General features: G+C 51.8%; 12 protein-coding genes and 1 other RNA gene. 11 read left to right on the forward strand and 2 right to left on the reverse strand.

What is annotated here, in order from left to right:
* Window positions 1-12 precede the first annotated feature (12 nt).
* The 11 genes from garR (at window position 13) to J4613_RS12540 (ending at window position 15,210) form a co-directional block, all read left to right on the forward strand.
* Entirely contained in the window at window positions 13-903 is an 891-nt protein-coding gene (gene garR / locus J4613_RS12490; protein WP_000178106.1) for a 2-hydroxy-3-oxopropionate reductase, read from the forward strand.
* A 97-nt stretch (window positions 904-1,000) separates the two neighbouring features.
* Window positions 1,001-2,146: a glycerate 2-kinase gene (garK, locus tag J4613_RS12495; protein WP_080194142.1), complete on the forward strand. Its 1,146-nt coding sequence runs from the start codon at window positions 1,001-1,003 to the stop codon at window positions 2,144-2,146.
* 32 nt (window positions 2,147-2,178) lie between these two features.
* Window positions 2,179-2,553: RNase P RNA component class A (rnpB, locus tag J4613_RS12500), an RNA gene on the forward strand.
* 1,259 nt (window positions 2,554-3,812) lie between these two features.
* Window positions 3,813-4,751 (forward strand): transcriptional regulator TdcA, encoded by a 939-nt coding sequence (gene tdcA, locus J4613_RS12505; RefSeq protein WP_001094907.1) that lies wholly within the window; start codon window positions 3,813-3,815, stop codon window positions 4,749-4,751.
* Between the two features lie 97 nt (window positions 4,752-4,848).
* Window positions 4,849-5,838, forward strand: a complete 990-nt coding sequence (gene tdcB / locus J4613_RS12510) for a bifunctional threonine ammonia-lyase/L-serine ammonia-lyase TdcB (protein ID WP_000548368.1) — start codon at window positions 4,849-4,851, stop codon at window positions 5,836-5,838.
* A 20-nt stretch (window positions 5,839-5,858) separates the two neighbouring features.
* Window positions 5,859-7,190 (forward strand): threonine/serine transporter TdcC, encoded by a 1,332-nt coding sequence (tdcC, locus tag J4613_RS12515; RefSeq protein ID WP_000108129.1) that lies wholly within the window; start codon window positions 5,859-5,861, stop codon window positions 7,188-7,190.
* Window positions 7,191-7,256: 66 nt separating this feature from the next.
* Window positions 7,257-8,465 carry a propionate kinase gene (gene tdcD, locus J4613_RS12520; protein ID WP_001001855.1) on the forward strand — a complete coding sequence of 403 codons (1,209 nt, stop codon included), beginning with the start codon at window positions 7,257-7,259 and terminating at the stop codon, window positions 8,463-8,465.
* A gap of 33 nt (window positions 8,466-8,498) precedes the next feature.
* Complete coding sequence (gene pflB, locus J4613_RS12525) at window positions 8,499-10,793, forward strand: formate C-acetyltransferase (protein WP_000867321.1); 2,295 nt, start codon at window positions 8,499-8,501, stop codon at window positions 10,791-10,793.
* 69 nt (window positions 10,794-10,862) lie between these two features.
* Entirely contained in the window at window positions 10,863-12,227 is a 1,365-nt protein-coding gene (gene tdcG, locus J4613_RS12530; protein WP_000622083.1) for an L-serine ammonia-lyase, read from the forward strand.
* Window positions 12,228-12,542: 315 nt separating this feature from the next.
* Window positions 12,543-13,874 carry an amino acid permease gene (locus J4613_RS12535; RefSeq protein ID WP_000443189.1) on the forward strand — a complete coding sequence of 444 codons (1,332 nt, stop codon included), beginning with the start codon at window positions 12,543-12,545 and terminating at the stop codon, window positions 13,872-13,874.
* A 25-nt stretch (window positions 13,875-13,899) separates the two neighbouring features.
* On the forward strand, window positions 13,900-15,210 hold the full coding sequence (locus J4613_RS12540) for a serine dehydratase subunit alpha family protein (RefSeq protein WP_000463074.1): 1,311 nt from the start codon (window positions 13,900-13,902) through the stop codon (window positions 15,208-15,210).
* A 112-nt stretch (window positions 15,211-15,322) separates the two neighbouring features.
* Here the strand turns inward: J4613_RS12540 and J4613_RS12545 are convergent, their stop codons facing one another.
* Window positions 15,323-15,487 carry a hypothetical protein gene (locus J4613_RS12545; protein ID WP_000039327.1) on the reverse strand — a complete coding sequence of 55 codons (165 nt, stop codon included), beginning with the start codon at window positions 15,485-15,487 and terminating at the stop codon, window positions 15,323-15,325.
* Window positions 15,488-15,510: 23 nt separating this feature from the next.
* A complete protein-coding gene (locus tag J4613_RS12550; protein WP_000633552.1) occupies window positions 15,511-16,212 on the reverse strand; it encodes a pirin family protein in 702 nt (233 codons plus the stop codon).
* Window positions 16,213-16,276 lie beyond the last annotated feature (64 nt).

The raw sequence follows: 16,276 nt of genomic DNA on the forward strand, positions 1-16,276 counted from the left end.
AGAGAGAACGCTATGACGATGAAAGTTGGCTTTATTGGCTTAGGCATCATGGGTAAGCCCATGAGCAAAAACTTACTGAAAGCAGGGTATTCGCTGGTGGTGTCCGATCGTAATCCTGAAGCGATTGCCGACGTCATTGCCGCAGGCGCGGAAACGGCCTCTACGGCGAAGGCGATCGCTGAACAGTGTGACGTCATCATCACGATGCTGCCTAACTCTCCGCATGTGAAAGAGGTTGCGCTGGGCGAGAACGGTATCATCGAAGGCGCGAAGCCGGGAACCGTATTGATTGATATGAGTTCTATCGCGCCGCTGGCAAGCCGTGAAATCAGCGATGCGCTGAAGGCGAAGGGCGTTGAGATGTTGGATGCGCCGGTCAGCGGCGGCGAGCCGAAGGCGATTGATGGCACGCTGTCGGTGATGGTGGGGGGCGATAAAGCCATTTTCGACAAGTACTACGACCTGATGAAAGCGATGGCGGGTTCCGTGGTGCATACCGGGGATATCGGCGCAGGCAACGTCACAAAACTGGCTAACCAGGTGATCGTGGCGTTGAATATCGCCGCCATGTCTGAAGCGCTGACGCTGGCGACTAAAGCGGGCGTCAACCCGGATCTGGTCTATCAGGCGATTCGCGGCGGTCTGGCTGGCAGCACGGTACTGGATGCGAAAGCGCCGATGGTCATGGACCGAAACTTTAAACCAGGTTTCCGTATCGATCTGCACATTAAAGATCTGGCGAATGCGCTGGATACCTCCCACGGCGTTGGCGCGCAGCTCCCGCTGACCGCCGCCGTTATGGAAATGATGCAGGCGTTACGCGCGGATGGACACGGTAATGACGACCATAGCGCGCTGGCGTGCTACTACGAAAAACTGGCGAAAGTGGAAGTCACTCGCTAACGACGTTGTGCCCGGATGGCGTGTAGCGATCCGGGCCTGAATTTCAGGCTGGATAAGTGAAACGCCATCCGGCGTTGTGCAGTAACAGGCTACCACTATGAAAATCGTAATTGCCCCCGACTCCTATAAAGAAAGCCTTTCTGCCGCCGAGGTAGCGCAGGCGATAGAAAAAGGATTTCGGGAAATTTTCCCCGATGCGCAATATGTCTCTGTTCCGGTTGCCGATGGCGGCGAAGGAACGGTCGAAGCCATGATTGCCGCGACGCAGGGCGTTGAACGCACCGCATGGGTGACCGGGCCGTTGGGTGAAAAAGTGAAAGCCTGCTGGGGAATGTCCGGGGATGGTAAAACCGCGTTTATTGAAATGGCGGCGGCCAGCGGACTGGCGCTGGTTCCACCAGAAAAACGCAACCCTTTGATTACTACCTCGCGGGGAACGGGGGAGCTGATATTGCAGGCGCTGGAAAGCGGCGCAAGCAATATCATTATCGGCATTGGCGGCAGCGCGACAAATGACGGCGGCGCAGGGATGATGCAGGCGTTAGGCGCAAAACTGCGCGATGCAAACGGCGCGGATATCGGTTACGGTGGCGGAAGCCTTCATTGTCTAAGCGACATTGATATTTCAGAGCTCGATCCCCGTTTAAAACTCTGCGCGATTCGTGTCGCTTGCGATGTCTCTAATCCTCTGCTCGGCGACAACGGCGCATCACGAATTTTTGGGCCGCAGAAAGGCGCGACCGAAGAGAACATTGTTGAGCTGGACAGAAATCTTGCTCACTATGCCGACATCATAAAAAAATCGCTGAATGTCGACGTAAAGGCGGCGCCCGGCGCAGGCGCGGCAGGCGGTATGGGGGCGGCGTTAATGGCTTTTCTCGGTGCGGAATTACGCAGCGGGATCGAAATTGTCACGGCGGCACTGAACCTGGAGGAGCATATCCACGACTGTACGCTGGTGGTGACGGGAGAAGGGCGGATTGATAGCCAAAGTATTCGCGGTAAAGTGCCGATTGGCGTCGCGAATGTGGCGAAAAAATATCATAAGCCAGTGATTGGCATTGCCGGCAGCCTGACGCACGATGTAGGGATAGTGCATCATTATGGCATCGACGCTGTCTTTAGCGTACTCACGCGCATCGTGACGCTGGAGGAGGCTTTTCGGGGCGCTTTTGACAATATTTATCGGGCATCCAGAAATGTTGCTGCCGCTCTGGCGATAGGAATGCGCAGCGCAGGGTGACAAAGTCGCGCGAACCCTCTATACTGCGCGCCGAAGCTGACCAGACAGTCGCCGCTTCGTCGTCGTCCTTTCGGGGAGACGGGCGGAGGGGAGGAAAGTCCGGGCTCCATAGGGCAGGGTGCCAGGTAACGCCTGGGGGGGAAACTCACGACCAGTGCAACAGAGAGCAAACCGCCGATGGCCCACGCAAGTGGGATCAGGTAAGGGTGAAAGGGTGCGGTAAGAGCGCACCGCGCGGCTGGTAACAGTCCGTGGCACGGTAAACTCCACCCGGAGCAAGGCCAAATAGGGGTTCATAAGGTACGGCCCGTACTGAACCCGGGTAGGCTGCTTGAGCCAGTGAGCGATTGCTGGCCTAGATGAATGACTGTCCACGACAGAACCCGGCTTATCGGTCAGTTTCACCTCTTCATAAAACCCGCTTCGGCGGGTTTTTGCTTTTACAGGGCGGCAGGATGAATGACTGTCCACGACGCTATACCCAAAAGAAAGCGGCTTATCGGTCAGTTTCACTTCTTCATAAAACCCGCTTCGGCGGGTTTTTGCTTTTACAGGGCGGCAGGATGAATGACTGTCCACGACGCTATACCCAAAAGAAAGCGGCTTATCGGTCAGTTTCACTTCTTCATAAAACCCGCTTCGGCGGGTTTTTGCTTTTACAGGGCGGCAGGATGAATGACTGTCCACGACGCTATACCCAAAAGAAAGCGGCTTATCGGTCAGTTTCACCTCTTCATAAAACCCGCTTCGGCGGGTTTTTGCTTTTACAGGGCGGCAGGATGAATGACTGTCCACGACGCTATATCCAAAAGAAAGCGGCTTATCGGTCAGTTTCACCTCTTCATAAAACCCGCTTCGGCGGGTTTTTGCTTTTACCGGACGACAGGATGAATGACTGTCCACGACGCTATACCCAAAAGAAAGCGGCTTATCGGTCAGTATCATCTCTTCATAAAACCCGTCAGTGTAAGCTGGCGGGTTTTTGCTTATCAGGCCGGTGAGGGGTATAGAGGTTCCAGAAGACGCCAGCGTCACCATCCGGCAATTAATTGACAGCCGTGGTGACATAATATTATTCGTTTTTGTGATGAGAAACACAAAACGCTATGGATTGCGCTATTTTTAGTTGAAGTGAAAAGCAATCGATTTCTTTCACAAAATTACATCCTGAAAAACAGCAAGAAAGCGGTGTAAATTATTTGTTGTAAATGAAAATTAAATGTATGAAATATTTTGGTTAAAATTTTATTAAATGTTTCTTTACAAACAAATAAGGTAAAAAAATGTGACGCGTAACGGTTTTTAAGCGCATTTACCTTCGGTTTATACTTAAATTTGAGAAATTATGCTTTAAATTTAACGCTGGAATTGCCGATAAAATGTCCCGTAATTGATTGAAATATCGTCTTCATGGGATATCAAAAATAGGAGATAAAATAGGCTGGTTATCGCCATAATATATCGTTATCCCGCCCCTGTTTTTTGATTGAAATCAGGCTAAGTTACTGCTTTATTTTTATAACCTATTGAAATATCAGGTTTTCTTTATTTAATAAAAACCATGTAAAAATTGTGGTAAGTTAATTTGTGAGTGGTCGCACATAACCTTTAAGATTTAATTTGCTACACTTCCTGCCGTTCACAATGTTATTTCAGAGCGGTAGATATGAATACTCTTGTTCTCCCTAAAACACAGCATTTGGTGGTCTTTCAGGAAGTCATTAGAAGTGGTTCTATCGGTTCTGCCGCAAAATCGTTAGGGTTAACCCAACCCGCCGTCAGTAAAATCATTAGCGATGTTGAGGCCTATTTTGGCGTTGAGCTAATTGTACGCAAAAATACCGGCGTTACGTTGACCGAAGCGGGACAGGTACTGCTTTCCTGGTCTGAATCTATCACCCGCGAAATGAAAAACATGATCAACGAGATGAACAGTATGACGTGCAATACCGTTGTCGACGTCTCGTTTGGCTTTCCTTCGCTGATTGGCTTTACCTTCATGTCCGATATGATTCATAAGTTCAAAGAGGTCTTTCCAAAAGCGCAGGTATCCATGTACGAAGCCCAGCTCTCTTCATTCCTGCCGGCCCTGCGCGACGGGCGGCTGGACTTTGCTATCGGTACGCTCAGTAATGAAATGCAACTACAGGATCTGCATGTCGAGCCGCTGTTTGAATCAGAGTTTGTCCTGGTAGCCAGCAAGTCCCGAACATGCACCGGCACCATCACACTGGAATCGTTAAAAGACGAACAGTGGGTGTTGCCGCAAACGAATATGGGCTACTACAGCGAATTACTCACCACTCTACAACGAAATGGCATCAGCATCGAAAACATTGTTAAAACAGATTCCGTTGTCACAATATATAATCTTGTTCTCAATGCTGATTTCTTAACTGTTATTCCCTGCGATATGACCACGCCTTTTGGCTCTAATCAATTTATCACGATACCAATCAAAGACACGTTACCCGTCGCACGTTATGCGGCGGTATGGTCTAAAAATTATCGTATCAAAAAAGCCGCTTCAGTATTAGTAGAATTGGCTAAGCAATATTCATCATATAATGGATGCAGACGCAGGCAGTTAATAGAAATTGAATGATATGGAATAAACATATTTAGCGAAATTGACGCCACCTGTTTCTTTTGAACAGTGGGCAACGGTAACTTATTTTTAATACCCAGGTTAAGAGGTTATAATGCACATTACATACGATCTCCCGGTTGCAATTGAAGATATCCTCGAAGCGAAAAAAAGACTGGCGGGGAAGATATATAAAACGGGAATGCCTCGCTCTAACTATTTTAGTGAACGTTGCAAAGGCGAAATATTTCTCAAGTTTGAAAATATGCAGCGTACGGGTTCATTTAAAATTCGTGGCGCTTTTAACAAACTTAGCTCGTTAACGGAGGCGGAAAAACGTAAAGGCGTCGTGGCCTGTTCCGCAGGTAATCATGCACAGGGCGTTTCTCTTTCTTGCGCAATGCTGGGTATTGACGGCAAAGTCGTGATGCCGAAGGGCGCGCCAAAGTCAAAAGTGGCGGCCACCTGTGATTATTCGGCGGAAGTGGTGCTCCACGGTGACAACTTCAATGACACCATTGCTAAGGTGAGTGAAATTGTCGAAACCGAAGGCCGCATTTTTATTCCGCCTTACGACGATCCAAAAGTCATTGCCGGGCAGGGCACTATTGGTCTGGAAATTATGGAAGATCTGTACGATGTCGATAATGTCATCGTGCCTATTGGCGGCGGTGGTTTAATTGCAGGTATTGCCATTGCGATTAAATCGATTAACCCGACCATTAAAGTTATCGGCGTACAGGCCGAAAATGTTCACGGTATGGCGGCGTCTTATTACGCTGGCGAAATAACCACGCACCGAACGACCGGCACCCTGGCGGATGGTTGTGATGTCTCCCGCCCGGGTAATTTAACCTATGAAATTGTTCGTGAATTAGTCGATGACATTGTTCTGGTTAGCGAAGATGAAATTCGTAACAGCATGATCGCTTTAATTCAGCGCAATAAGGTTATTACTGAAGGCGCTGGCGCTCTGGCCTGCGCCGCACTATTAAGCGGGAAATTAGATAGCCATATTCAGAACAGAAAAACGGTCAGTATTATTTCTGGCGGCAATATCGATCTTTCTCGTGTATCACAAATTACGGGTTTAGTTGACGCTTAATCTTTTCGTGAGGATAGGATATGAGTACTACTGATAGCATTGTATCCAGCCAGGCAAAACAGTCGTCATGGCGTAAATCGGACACGACGTGGACGCTGGGTTTATTTGGTACCGCCATTGGCGCCGGGGTGCTGTTTTTCCCTATCCGCGCCGGGTTTGGCGGGCTTATCCCCATTCTGCTGATGCTGGTTTTAGCTTACCCCATTGCGTTCTATTGTCACCGGGCGCTGGCGCGTCTGTGTTTATCCGGATCTAATCCGTCCGGCAATATTACGGAAACGGTCGAAGAGCACTTTGGTAAAACGGGCGGGGTAGTTATCACGTTCCTTTACTTCTTTGCGATTTGTCCGCTGCTGTGGATTTATGGCGTCACCATCACTAACACGTTCATGACGTTTTGGGAAAACCAGTTGCAGATGCCAGCGTTGAATCGCGGTTTCGTGGCGCTGTTCTTGCTGCTGCTGATGGCCTTTGTGATCTGGTTTGGTAAAGATCTGATGGTTAAGGTGATGAGTTACCTGGTATGGCCGTTTATCGCCAGCCTGGTGCTAATCTCATTATCGCTGATTCCTTACTGGAACTCGGCGGTTATCGATCAGGTTGATCTCAGTAATATCGCGCTGACCGGGCACGATGGCATACTGGTTACGGTGTGGCTGGGCATCTCTATCATGGTGTTCTCCTTTAACTTTTCGCCCATCGTCTCTTCCTTCGTGGTGTCTAAGCGGGAAGAGTATGAGAAAGAGTTTGGCCGCGAATTTACCGAGCGTAAATGTTCACAGATCATCTCGCGCGCCAGTATGCTGATGGTCGCCGTGGTGATGTTCTTCGCCTTTAGCTGCCTGTTTACGCTCTCTCCACAGAACATGGCGGATGCGAAAGCGCAGAACATTCCGGTACTTTCCTACCTGGCCAACCATTTCGCCTCTTTGTCGGGGACAAAATCTACTTTTGCAACGGTGCTGGAGTATGGCGCGTCTATCATCGCGCTGGTTGCTATTTTCAAATCTTTCTTCGGTCACTACCTGGGGACGCTGGAAGGGCTGAACGGCCTGGTGCTGAAATTCGGTTATAAAGGCGATAAAACCAAAGTCTCTATGGGCAAGCTTAACACCATCAGCATGATCTTCATTATGGGGTCTACCTGGGTCGTAGCTTACGCAAACCCGAACATTCTGGACCTGATTGAAGCGATGGGCGCGCCGATTATCGCCTCGCTGTTATGCCTGCTGCCGATGTACGCCATTCGTAAAGCGCCGTCGCTGGCGAAGTACCGTGGTCGTCTGGATAACGTGTTCGTCACCCTGATTGGTCTGCTGACCATCCTGAATATTGTCTACAAATTGTTCTAATCCTCACGTTTAGCCTGCGTTCCGCCCCAGGGCGTGGACGCAGGCTGACATCGACGGAGGCACTACATGAATGAATTTCCGGTCGTTCTGGTCATTAATTGCGGATCATCTTCTATCAAATTCTCTGTACTGGATGTCGCTACCTGTGATGTTTTAATGGCGGGAATAGCAGATGGGATGAATACTGAAAACGCCTTTTTATCTATTAATGGCGATAAGCCGATAAACCTCGCGCACTCTAATTATGAGGACGCGTTAAAAGCCATTGCCTTTGAGCTGGAAAAACGTGATTTAACGGATAGCGTGGCATTAATTGGTCACCGTATCGCGCACGGTGGAGAGCTATTTACGCAGTCCGTCATTATTACCGATGAGATTATCGATAATATTCGTCGGGTATCACCTTTAGCGCCGCTGCATAATTACGCTAATTTAAGCGGCATTGACGCGGCGCGGCACCTTTTCCCGGCCGTGCGTCAGGTGGCGGTATTTGATACCAGTTTCCACCAGACGCTGGCGCCGGAAGCCTATTTGTACGGATTGCCGTGGGAATATTTTTCCAGCCTGGGTGTGCGTCGCTACGGCTTTCACGGTACGTCGCATCGCTATGTTTCGCGGCGCGCGTATGAACTGCTTGACCTCGATGAAAAAAACTCGGGTCTGATTGTCGCGCATCTGGGCAATGGGGCGTCTATCTGCGCGGTACGCAATGGTCAGAGCGTGGATACCTCAATGGGGATGACGCCGCTTGAGGGGCTGATGATGGGCACTCGCAGTGGCGACGTTGATTTCGGCGCGATGGCGTGGATAGCCAAAGAAACCGGGCAGACGTTGAGCGATCTGGAGCGAGTGGTGAATAAAGAGTCCGGTTTGCTCGGCATCTCCGGGTTGTCATCCGACCTTAGAGTCCTGGAAAAAGCCTGGCACGAAGGACATGAGCGCGCCCGGTTAGCGATAAAAACATTTGTCCACCGTATCGCCCGTCATATTGCCGGACACGCGGCATCGTTACATCGGCTGGATGGCATTATTTTTACCGGCGGTATTGGTGAAAATTCAGTATTAATTCGCCAGTTGGTCATTGAACATTTGGGCGTACTGGGGCTTACGTTAGACGTTGAAATGAATAAGCAGCCGAATTCTCACGGCGAGCGCATTATTTCCGCTAACCCTTCTCAGGTTATTTGCGCTGTTATTCCCACGAATGAAGAGAAAATGATTGCCCTTGATGCCATTCATTTAGGCAACGTGAAAGCACCAGTAGAATTTGCATAACTTAACGGCTGTTCTGTAGAGAGATTATTTTTCATGAAGGTAAATATCGATACCAGCGATATGCTGTATGCCGAAGCATGGCGTGATTTTAAAGGTACGGACTGGAAAGAAGAAATTAATGTCCGTGATTTTATTCAGCATAACTATACGCCCTATGAGGGGGATGAATCTTTTCTCGCCGACGCGACGCCAGCGACCACGGCGTTGTGGGAAAAGGTGATGGCGGGAATACGTATCGAGAATGCGACCCATGCGCCGGTGGATTTCGATACCAATATCGCGACGACGATTACCGCGCACGATGCGGGATATATTGAAAAAGAGCTGGAAAAAATCGTCGGTTTACAAACGGATAAGCCGCTTAAACGCGCTTTGCATCCGTTTGGCGGCGTTAACATGATCAAAAGTTCATTCCACGCCTATGGTCGCGAAATGGACGCCGATTTTGAATATACCTTTACCGACCTGCGGAAAACCCATAATCAGGGCGTATTCGATGTTTACTCGCCGGATATGCTGCGCTGCCGTAAATCCGGCGTATTAACCGGTTTGCCGGATGGTTATGGTCGCGGGCGCATTATTGGCGATTATCGTCGCGTCGCGCTGTATGGCATCCGTTATCTGGTACGCGAACGCGAGCTGCAATTCGCCGACCTGCAGTCGAATCTGGAGCAGGGACAGAATCTTGAGGCGACGATTCGCCTGCGTGAGGAGTTGGCGGAGCACCGTCGCGCGCTGCTGCAAATGCAGGAGATGGCGGCGAAATACGGCTATGATATCTCCCGCCCGGCGCGGAACGCGCAGGAAGCGGTACAGTGGCTCTACTTCGCTTATCTGGCGGCGGTAAAATCGCAAAATGGCGGTGCAATGTCGCTGGGAAGAACCGCCTCGTTCCTTGATATCTACATTGAGCGCGATTTCAACGCGGGCCTTCTGACAGAGCAGCAGGCGCAGGAACTGATCGACCATTTCATCATGAAGATCCGCATGGTGCGCTTCCTGCGCACGCCGGAATTTGATTCACTCTTTTCCGGCGATCCGATCTGGGCCACCGAAGTTATTGGCGGGATGGGGCTCGATGGCCGCACGCTGGTGACGAAGAACTCTTTCCGTTATCTGCATACCCTGCACACGATGGGGCCAGCGCCGGAGCCGAACCTGACCATACTGTGGTCAGAAGCGTTGCCGGTGGCATTCAAGAAATATGCTGCGCAGGTCTCCATCGTGACCTCATCTTTGCAGTATGAAAACGACGATTTAATGCGTACCGACTTTAACAGCGACGATTACGCCATCGCTTGTTGCGTCAGCCCGATGGTCATCGGTAAGCAGATGCAGTTCTTCGGCGCGCGCGCCAACCTTGCCAAAACGTTGCTGTACGCTATCAATGGCGGCGTTGATGAGAAACTGAAAATCCAGGTTGGGCCGAAAACCGCGCCATTAATGGATGAGGTGCTGGATTACGACGCGGTAATGGAGAGCCTCGACCACTTTATGGACTGGCTGGCGGTGCAGTACATTAGCGCGCTGAACATCATTCACTACATGCACGATAAGTACAGCTATGAAGCTTCGCTGATGGCACTGCACGACCGTGATGTGTATCGGACGATGGCGTGCGGCATCGCCGGACTGTCGGTGGCGGCGGATTCCCTGTCCGCCATCAGGTACGCTCAGGTGAAGCCGATCCGCGACGAAAACGGCCTTGCCATCGACTTTGCTATTGAAGGCGAGTATCCGCAGTACGGCAACAACGATGAGCGCGTGGACAGCATCGCCTGCGACCTGGTGAAACGCTTTATGCAAAAAATTAGCGTGTTGCCAACGTATCGCAATGCGGTGCCGACGCAGTCCATTTTGACCATCACCTCGAACGTCGTGTACGGGCAGAAGACCGGCAATACGCCGGATGGACGCCGCGCCGGAACGCCGTTCGCGCCGGGGGCGAACCCGATGCACGGTCGTGACCGCAAAGGGGCGGTGGCCTCGCTGACGTCGGTGGCGAAACTGCCGTTTACCTACGCCAAAGACGGTATTTCGTACACCTTCTCGATTGTGCCTGCGGCGCTCGGGAAAGAAGATGCGGTGCGGAAAACCAATCTTGTCGGCCTGCTGGACGGTTATTTCCATCATGAAGCACAGGTAGAAGGCGGGCAGCATCTGAACGTCAATGTCATGAACCGTGAAATGTTGCTGGATGCGATTGAACATCCGGAAAACTACCCGAACCTGACGATCCGCGTTTCCGGCTATGCCGTGCGCTTCAATGCGCTGACTCGTGAGCAGCAACAGGACGTTATTTCGCGCACCTTTACTCAGGCGATGTAACGTGAACGGGGCGATCGTGTGGATCGCCCCGCGACGGATCTTCACTGAACGGTAATCTTAGGGGGAGATATGATTAGCGCATTTGATATTTTTAAGATTGGCATTGGACCTTCAAGCTCCCATACCGTAGGGCCAATGAATGCAGGAAAATGTTTTATCGATCGGCTGATCGACAGCGGCGACCTGCCGCGAACGACGCGCATCACGGTTGATCTTTACGGATCGCTATCGCTGACGGGCAAAGGCCACGCGACCGATACCGCCGTCATTATGGGCCTGGCGGGCAATACGCCGCAGGATGTCAATATTGATAGCATTCCGGCGTTTATCCAGGAGGTTGCCCGCAGCAGCCGTTTATCGGTGGCGGGTGGCGCGCATGTGGTGGATTTTCCCGTCGCCGATAGTATTCTCTTTCACGCTGAAACCCTGGCGCGCCATGAAAACGGTATGCGAATTACCGCCTGGCACGGGCAAACGCCGCTTTTACACAAAACGTATTACTCTATTGGCGGCGGCTTTATTGTCGAAGAGGAGCGTTTTGGTCAGTCGCACGACGTAGAAAAATCGGTGCCGTATGATTTTCATTCCGCCAGCGAACTGTTGACGCTGTGTGAAAGACAGGGGCTCTCGGTTTCCGGCCTGATGATGCAAAATGAACTGGCGTTGCGGAGCAAAGAGCAGATTGACGCTGGCTTTGCCCGCATCTGGCAGGTGATGGCGACCGGAATTGAACGTGGCATGAATACTGAGGGCGTGCTGCCGGGGCCGCTGAACGTTCCACGCCGCGCGGTAGCGTTACGGCGTCTGCTGGTCTCCAGCGATAATCTCTCCCGCGATCCGATGAACGTCATCGACTGGATTAACATGTTCGCCCTGGCCGTGAGTGAAGAGAACGCGGCGGGCGGGCGAGTGGTCACCGCGCCGACCAACGGCGCGTGCGGCATTATTCCCGCGGTGCTGGCCTATTACGACAAATTCCGTCGTCCGGTCAATGCCAACTCTATCGCCCGTTATCTGTTGTCGGCGGGGGCAATTGGCATGCTGTACAAGATGAACGCCTCGATATCCGGCGCGGAAGTGGGGTGTCAGGGCGAGGTTGGCGTCGCGTGTTCGATGGCGGCGGCAGGGCTGACAGAACTGCTGGGCGGTAGCCCGGCGCAGGTCTGTATTGCGGCGGAAATTGCGATGGAGCATAACCTTGGCCTCACCTGTGACCCGGTGGCGGGTCAGGTACAAATCCCTTGTATTGAACGTAATGCGATTAACGCCGTTAAAGCGGTAAATGCGGCGCGAATGGCGCTACGCCGTACCTCTGAACCGCGGGTTTCGCTCGATAAAGTAATCGAAACCATGTACGAAACGGGTAAAGACATGAACGACAAATATCGCGAGACGTCGCGCGGCGGTCTGGCGATTAAAGTCGTTTGTGGATAGGCCCGACAGGCGCAGAGTGAGCAGGCTATGGGATAACGTAGAAGACAGAAGTTGAGAAAAGGGCGCACCAACGTGCGCCCTTTTTTGTTGTGATATGCGTCAAATAGAGAAAATAACAACATTAAACCAATAGTAAATAGAAAAGAATTCTTAACCCACAAGAAATGCAGGTGTTTTATTGGTAAGTTTTTCTCTTATCGTGCGCGTATGATTTTCTTATTACAAGAAAGTACCTGCACCTCACGTTCTGCATATCGCCTTGCTGCGGCACGAAAAATAAAAAAAACCTCTACCTACACATTGAGCGAGAATTCTATGGAATCGGCTAGTAATACCAGCGTAATCCTCGACGCATCAGCCCCGGCGCGTCGGGCAGGGATGACAGAAAGCGAATGGCGTGAAGCCATCAAATTTGATAGTACCGACACCGGTTGGGTCATTATGAGTATCGGGATGGCGATCGGCGCAGGGATCGTTTTTCTTCCTGTCCAGGTCGGCCTGATGGGACTTTGGGTCTTTTTACTCTCTTCTATTATTGGCTATCCGGCCATGTACCTGTTCCAGCGGCTGTTTATTAATACGCTGGCGGAATCCCCGGAATGTAAAGACTACCCCAGCGTGATCAGCGGCTATCTGGGCAAAAACTGGGGTATTTTATTAGGCGCGCTGTACTTTGTGATGCTCGTCATCTGGATGTTCGTCTATTCTACGGCGATTACTAACGACAGCGCCTCTTATCTGCATACTTTCGGCGTAACGGAAGGATTACTTTCCGATAGTCCATTTTATGGTCTGGTGCTGATCTGCATCCTGGTGGCGATTTCCTCACGCGGTGAAAAATTACTGTTCAAAATTTCCACCGGCATGGTGCTGACCAAGCTACTGGTAGTGGCGGCGCTGGGCGTCTCTATGGTGGGTATGTGGCATCTGTATAACATTGGCGCGCTGCCGCCGATGGCCCTGCTGATTAAAAACGCCATTATTACCCTGCCATTTACGCTGACCTCGATTTTATTTATCCAGACGTTAAGCCCAATGGTGATCTCTTACCGTTCACGCGAAAAATCTATTGAGGTCGCACGTCATAAAGCGCTGCGCGCCATGAATATCGCGTTTGGCGTCCTGTTCGTTACCGTCTTTTTCTATGCGGTTTCCTTTACCCTGGCGATGGGGCATGACGAAGCGGTGAAAGCCTATGAGCAGAATATTTCCGCCCTGGCGATCGCCGCGCAGTTTATTAGCGGCGATGGCGCAGGCTGGGTCAAAGTGGTTAGCGTAATTCTGAACATCTTTGCCGTCATGACCGCCTTCTTTGGCGTTTACTTAGGATTCCGCGAAGCGACGCAAGGCATTGTGATGAATATCCTGCGCCGCAAAATGCCCGCCGAGAAGATTAAGGAAAATCTGGTACAGCGCGGCATTATGATTTTCGCTATTTTGCTGGCCTGGAGCGCCATTGTGCTCAATGCGCCGGTACTGAGCTTCACCTCTATTTGTAGCCCTATCTTCGGTATGGTGGGCTGTTTAATTCCGGCATGGTTGGTCTACAAGGTTCCCGCATTGCACAAATATAAAGGCGCTTCGTTGTACCTGATTATTATTACCGGTCTGCTGCTATGCGTTTCTCCGTTCCTGGCATTCTCTTGATATACCTGAGATTAAGGTTGTTGTTATGTTTGAATCTAAAATAAATCCATTGTGGCAAAGTTTTATCCTGGCCGTACAGGAAGAAGTAAAACCGGCGCTGGGGTGTACTGAGCCAATTTCACTGGCGCTGGCGGCAGCGGCGGCGGCGGCTGAACTTGACGGCACAGTTGAACGCATTGACGCGTGGGTTTCGCCTAATCTGATGAAAAATGGTATGGGCGTTACCGTTCCAGGAACGGGAATGGTAGGGCTACCGATCGCCGCGGCGTTGGGCGCGTTGGGCGGTGATGCGAAAGCCGGGTTGGAGGTGTTAAAAGACGCTTCCGCTAAAGCCGTTGCCGATGCAAAAGCGATGCTGGCCGCTGGACATGTCGCGGTGATGTTGCAGGAGCCATGTAACGATATCCTGTTTTCACGGGCGAAAGTGTATAGCGGCGATAGCTGGGCATGTGTCACGATCGTCGGCGATCATACAAACATTGTGCGGATAGAAACCAACAAGGGTGTGGTATTTACCCAGGCCGATAATGCGCAGGAAGAAGAAAAAAACTCGCCACTGGGAGTGCTGTCTCATACCTCGCTGGAAGAGATCCTGGCGTTTGTGAATGCGGTGCCCTTTGACGCTATCCGCTTTATTCTCGATGCGGCCAGGCTAAACGGCGCGTTGTCGCAGGAGGGACTGCGTGGTTCCTGGGGGCTGCATATTGGTTCGACGCTGGCCAAACAGTGCGATCGCGGTCTGCTGGCGAAAGATCTCTCCACGGCGATTTTGATCCGTACCAGCGCGGCGTCAGACGCCAGAATGGGCGGCGCCACGTTGCCCGCGATGAGCAACTCCGGCTCCGGCAACCAGGGGATTACCGCCACGGTGCCAGTCATGGTGGTTGCTGAACATGTCGGCGCCGATGACGAGCGTCTGGCGCGCGCGCTAATGTTATCGCATTTGAGCGCTATCTATATTCACCATCAGCTTCCGCGTTTGTCGGCGCTGTGCGCGGCAACTACGGCGGCGATGGGCGCGGCGGCGGGTATGGCGTGGCTGATAGATGGTCGTTACGACACTATCGCAATGGCTATCAGCAGTATGATTGGTGATGTCAGCGGGATGATTTGCGATGGCGCGTCGAATAGCTGCGCGATGAAAGTCTCTACCAGCGCGTCGGCGGCGTGGAAAGCCGTACTGATGGCGTTGGATGATACGGCGGTGACCGGAAACGAAGGGATTGTGGCGCACAATGTCGAACAATCTATTGCGAATTTGTGTTCGCTGGCGTGTCGCTCAATGCAGCAGACAGACAAGCAGATCATCGAGATTATGGCCAGTAAAGCGCATTAATAATAACGCCCCGGCATGACGTCGGGGCAGCGTGTTGCCCGATGGCGCTGCGCTTATCGGGTCTACCTGTTATCAGCCGGAGCGGGCGCTTGCGCCGCCATCCGGCATGATTTCAGGCTGCGGCCTCTTCTTCTGCCAGCCGGGCTTCGGCGTCCGCCACGATGGCTTCCAGTTCGGTTAGCATCTCTTCATAGCCCAGCGGCACAGTGGCGCTCATCGTCTCCTGTACGGCAGGTTTTACCACGGGCTGACGTTTCTTCGCCGATTTTTTGCTCATCTTGCGACTCCTTTTCTGGCTGGCTACACCGGTAAATCTACCAGTAATGCGCGCAGCGGCGTATCGGCAACCAGCGTAATGTTAGGTTCATCACGAATAAATGCGCCATCTCCGCAGGTTAACGCCTCGCGTTCTTCGTTGTGCGTCATCGCGTGGAACGTACCGTGAATCGACTGCAAATAGGCGCGCGGCCCGTGAAGCTGGAAGTTAAGCGATTCGCCTTTCTCCAGCGTAATATGATGTACCCAGACCTGTTGGCGCAGTTGTAAGCTGTTTTGCTCACCGTCGGGCGAGGCAAGAAGCTGTTGTTGCGCCGTCGAGAGTGGGATTTTTTGTACCAGCGCGTTTTCCCGTTCAGGACAGGCGTCAAGCCACAGTTGCATTCGGGTTAACGGCTTAACTTTGCTGAGATTATGTTCGCTGTAGCTAATGCCCGGCTGCGCGGCGAGCAGCAACGCTTCGCCCGCTTTAGCCTGTACATGGTTGCCGTCGCTGTCGCGGTATTCCGCTTCGCCGTCCAGAATCAGGTTTAAAATATCCACCTTTGGATAAGTTCGAGGCTGAAAAGAGGCGCCCGGCGCCAGCACTTCCTGGTTCAGTACGCGCAACGATGCGTAGCCCAGCAGTGTAGGGTCGAAATAGTGTCCAAAGGAGAAGGTATAGCGGGCCTGTAGCCATCCGTAGTCTGCCTGTCCACATTGTTTGGCGGTTCGGGTCGTAATCATCGTTATTAACCTCTCTTTACTTCCTTTTATGTTAAGGGGCTGGACGCTGCATTGTTAGCCAGAT

This window comes from Salmonella sp. 32020114201800008SM (genome assembly GCF_017572025.1).
GTDB classification, from domain to species: domain Bacteria; phylum Pseudomonadota; class Gammaproteobacteria; order Enterobacterales; family Enterobacteriaceae; genus Salmonella; species Salmonella enterica.

Excerpts from the sequence above, each read along its gene's own strand:
- garR (WP_000178106.1), top strand. The coding sequence starts at position 13 with ATGACGATGAAAGTTGGCTTTATTGGCTTAGGCATCATGGGTAAGCCC.
- J4613_RS12550 (WP_000633552.1), bottom strand. The coding sequence starts at position 16,212 with ATGATTACGACCCGAACCGCCAAACAATGTGGACAGGCAGACTACGGA.
- J4613_RS12540 (WP_000463074.1), top strand. The coding sequence starts at position 13,900 with ATGTTTGAATCTAAAATAAATCCATTGTGGCAAAGTTTTATCCTGGCC.
- tdcB (WP_000548368.1), top strand. The coding sequence starts at position 4,849 with ATGCACATTACATACGATCTCCCGGTTGCAATTGAAGATATCCTCGAA.
- tdcG (WP_000622083.1), top strand. The coding sequence starts at position 10,863 with ATGATTAGCGCATTTGATATTTTTAAGATTGGCATTGGACCTTCAAGC.
- J4613_RS12535 (WP_000443189.1), top strand. The coding sequence starts at position 12,543 with ATGGAATCGGCTAGTAATACCAGCGTAATCCTCGACGCATCAGCCCCG.
- tdcD (WP_001001855.1), top strand. The coding sequence starts at position 7,257 with ATGAATGAATTTCCGGTCGTTCTGGTCATTAATTGCGGATCATCTTCT.
- tdcA (WP_001094907.1), top strand. The coding sequence starts at position 3,813 with ATGAATACTCTTGTTCTCCCTAAAACACAGCATTTGGTGGTCTTTCAG.
- tdcC (WP_000108129.1), top strand. The coding sequence starts at position 5,859 with ATGAGTACTACTGATAGCATTGTATCCAGCCAGGCAAAACAGTCGTCA.
- pflB (WP_000867321.1), top strand. The coding sequence starts at position 8,499 with ATGAAGGTAAATATCGATACCAGCGATATGCTGTATGCCGAAGCATGG.
- J4613_RS12545 (WP_000039327.1), bottom strand. The coding sequence starts at position 15,487 with ATGAGCAAAAAATCGGCGAAGAAACGTCAGCCCGTGGTAAAACCTGCC.
- garK (WP_080194142.1), top strand. The coding sequence starts at position 1,001 with ATGAAAATCGTAATTGCCCCCGACTCCTATAAAGAAAGCCTTTCTGCC.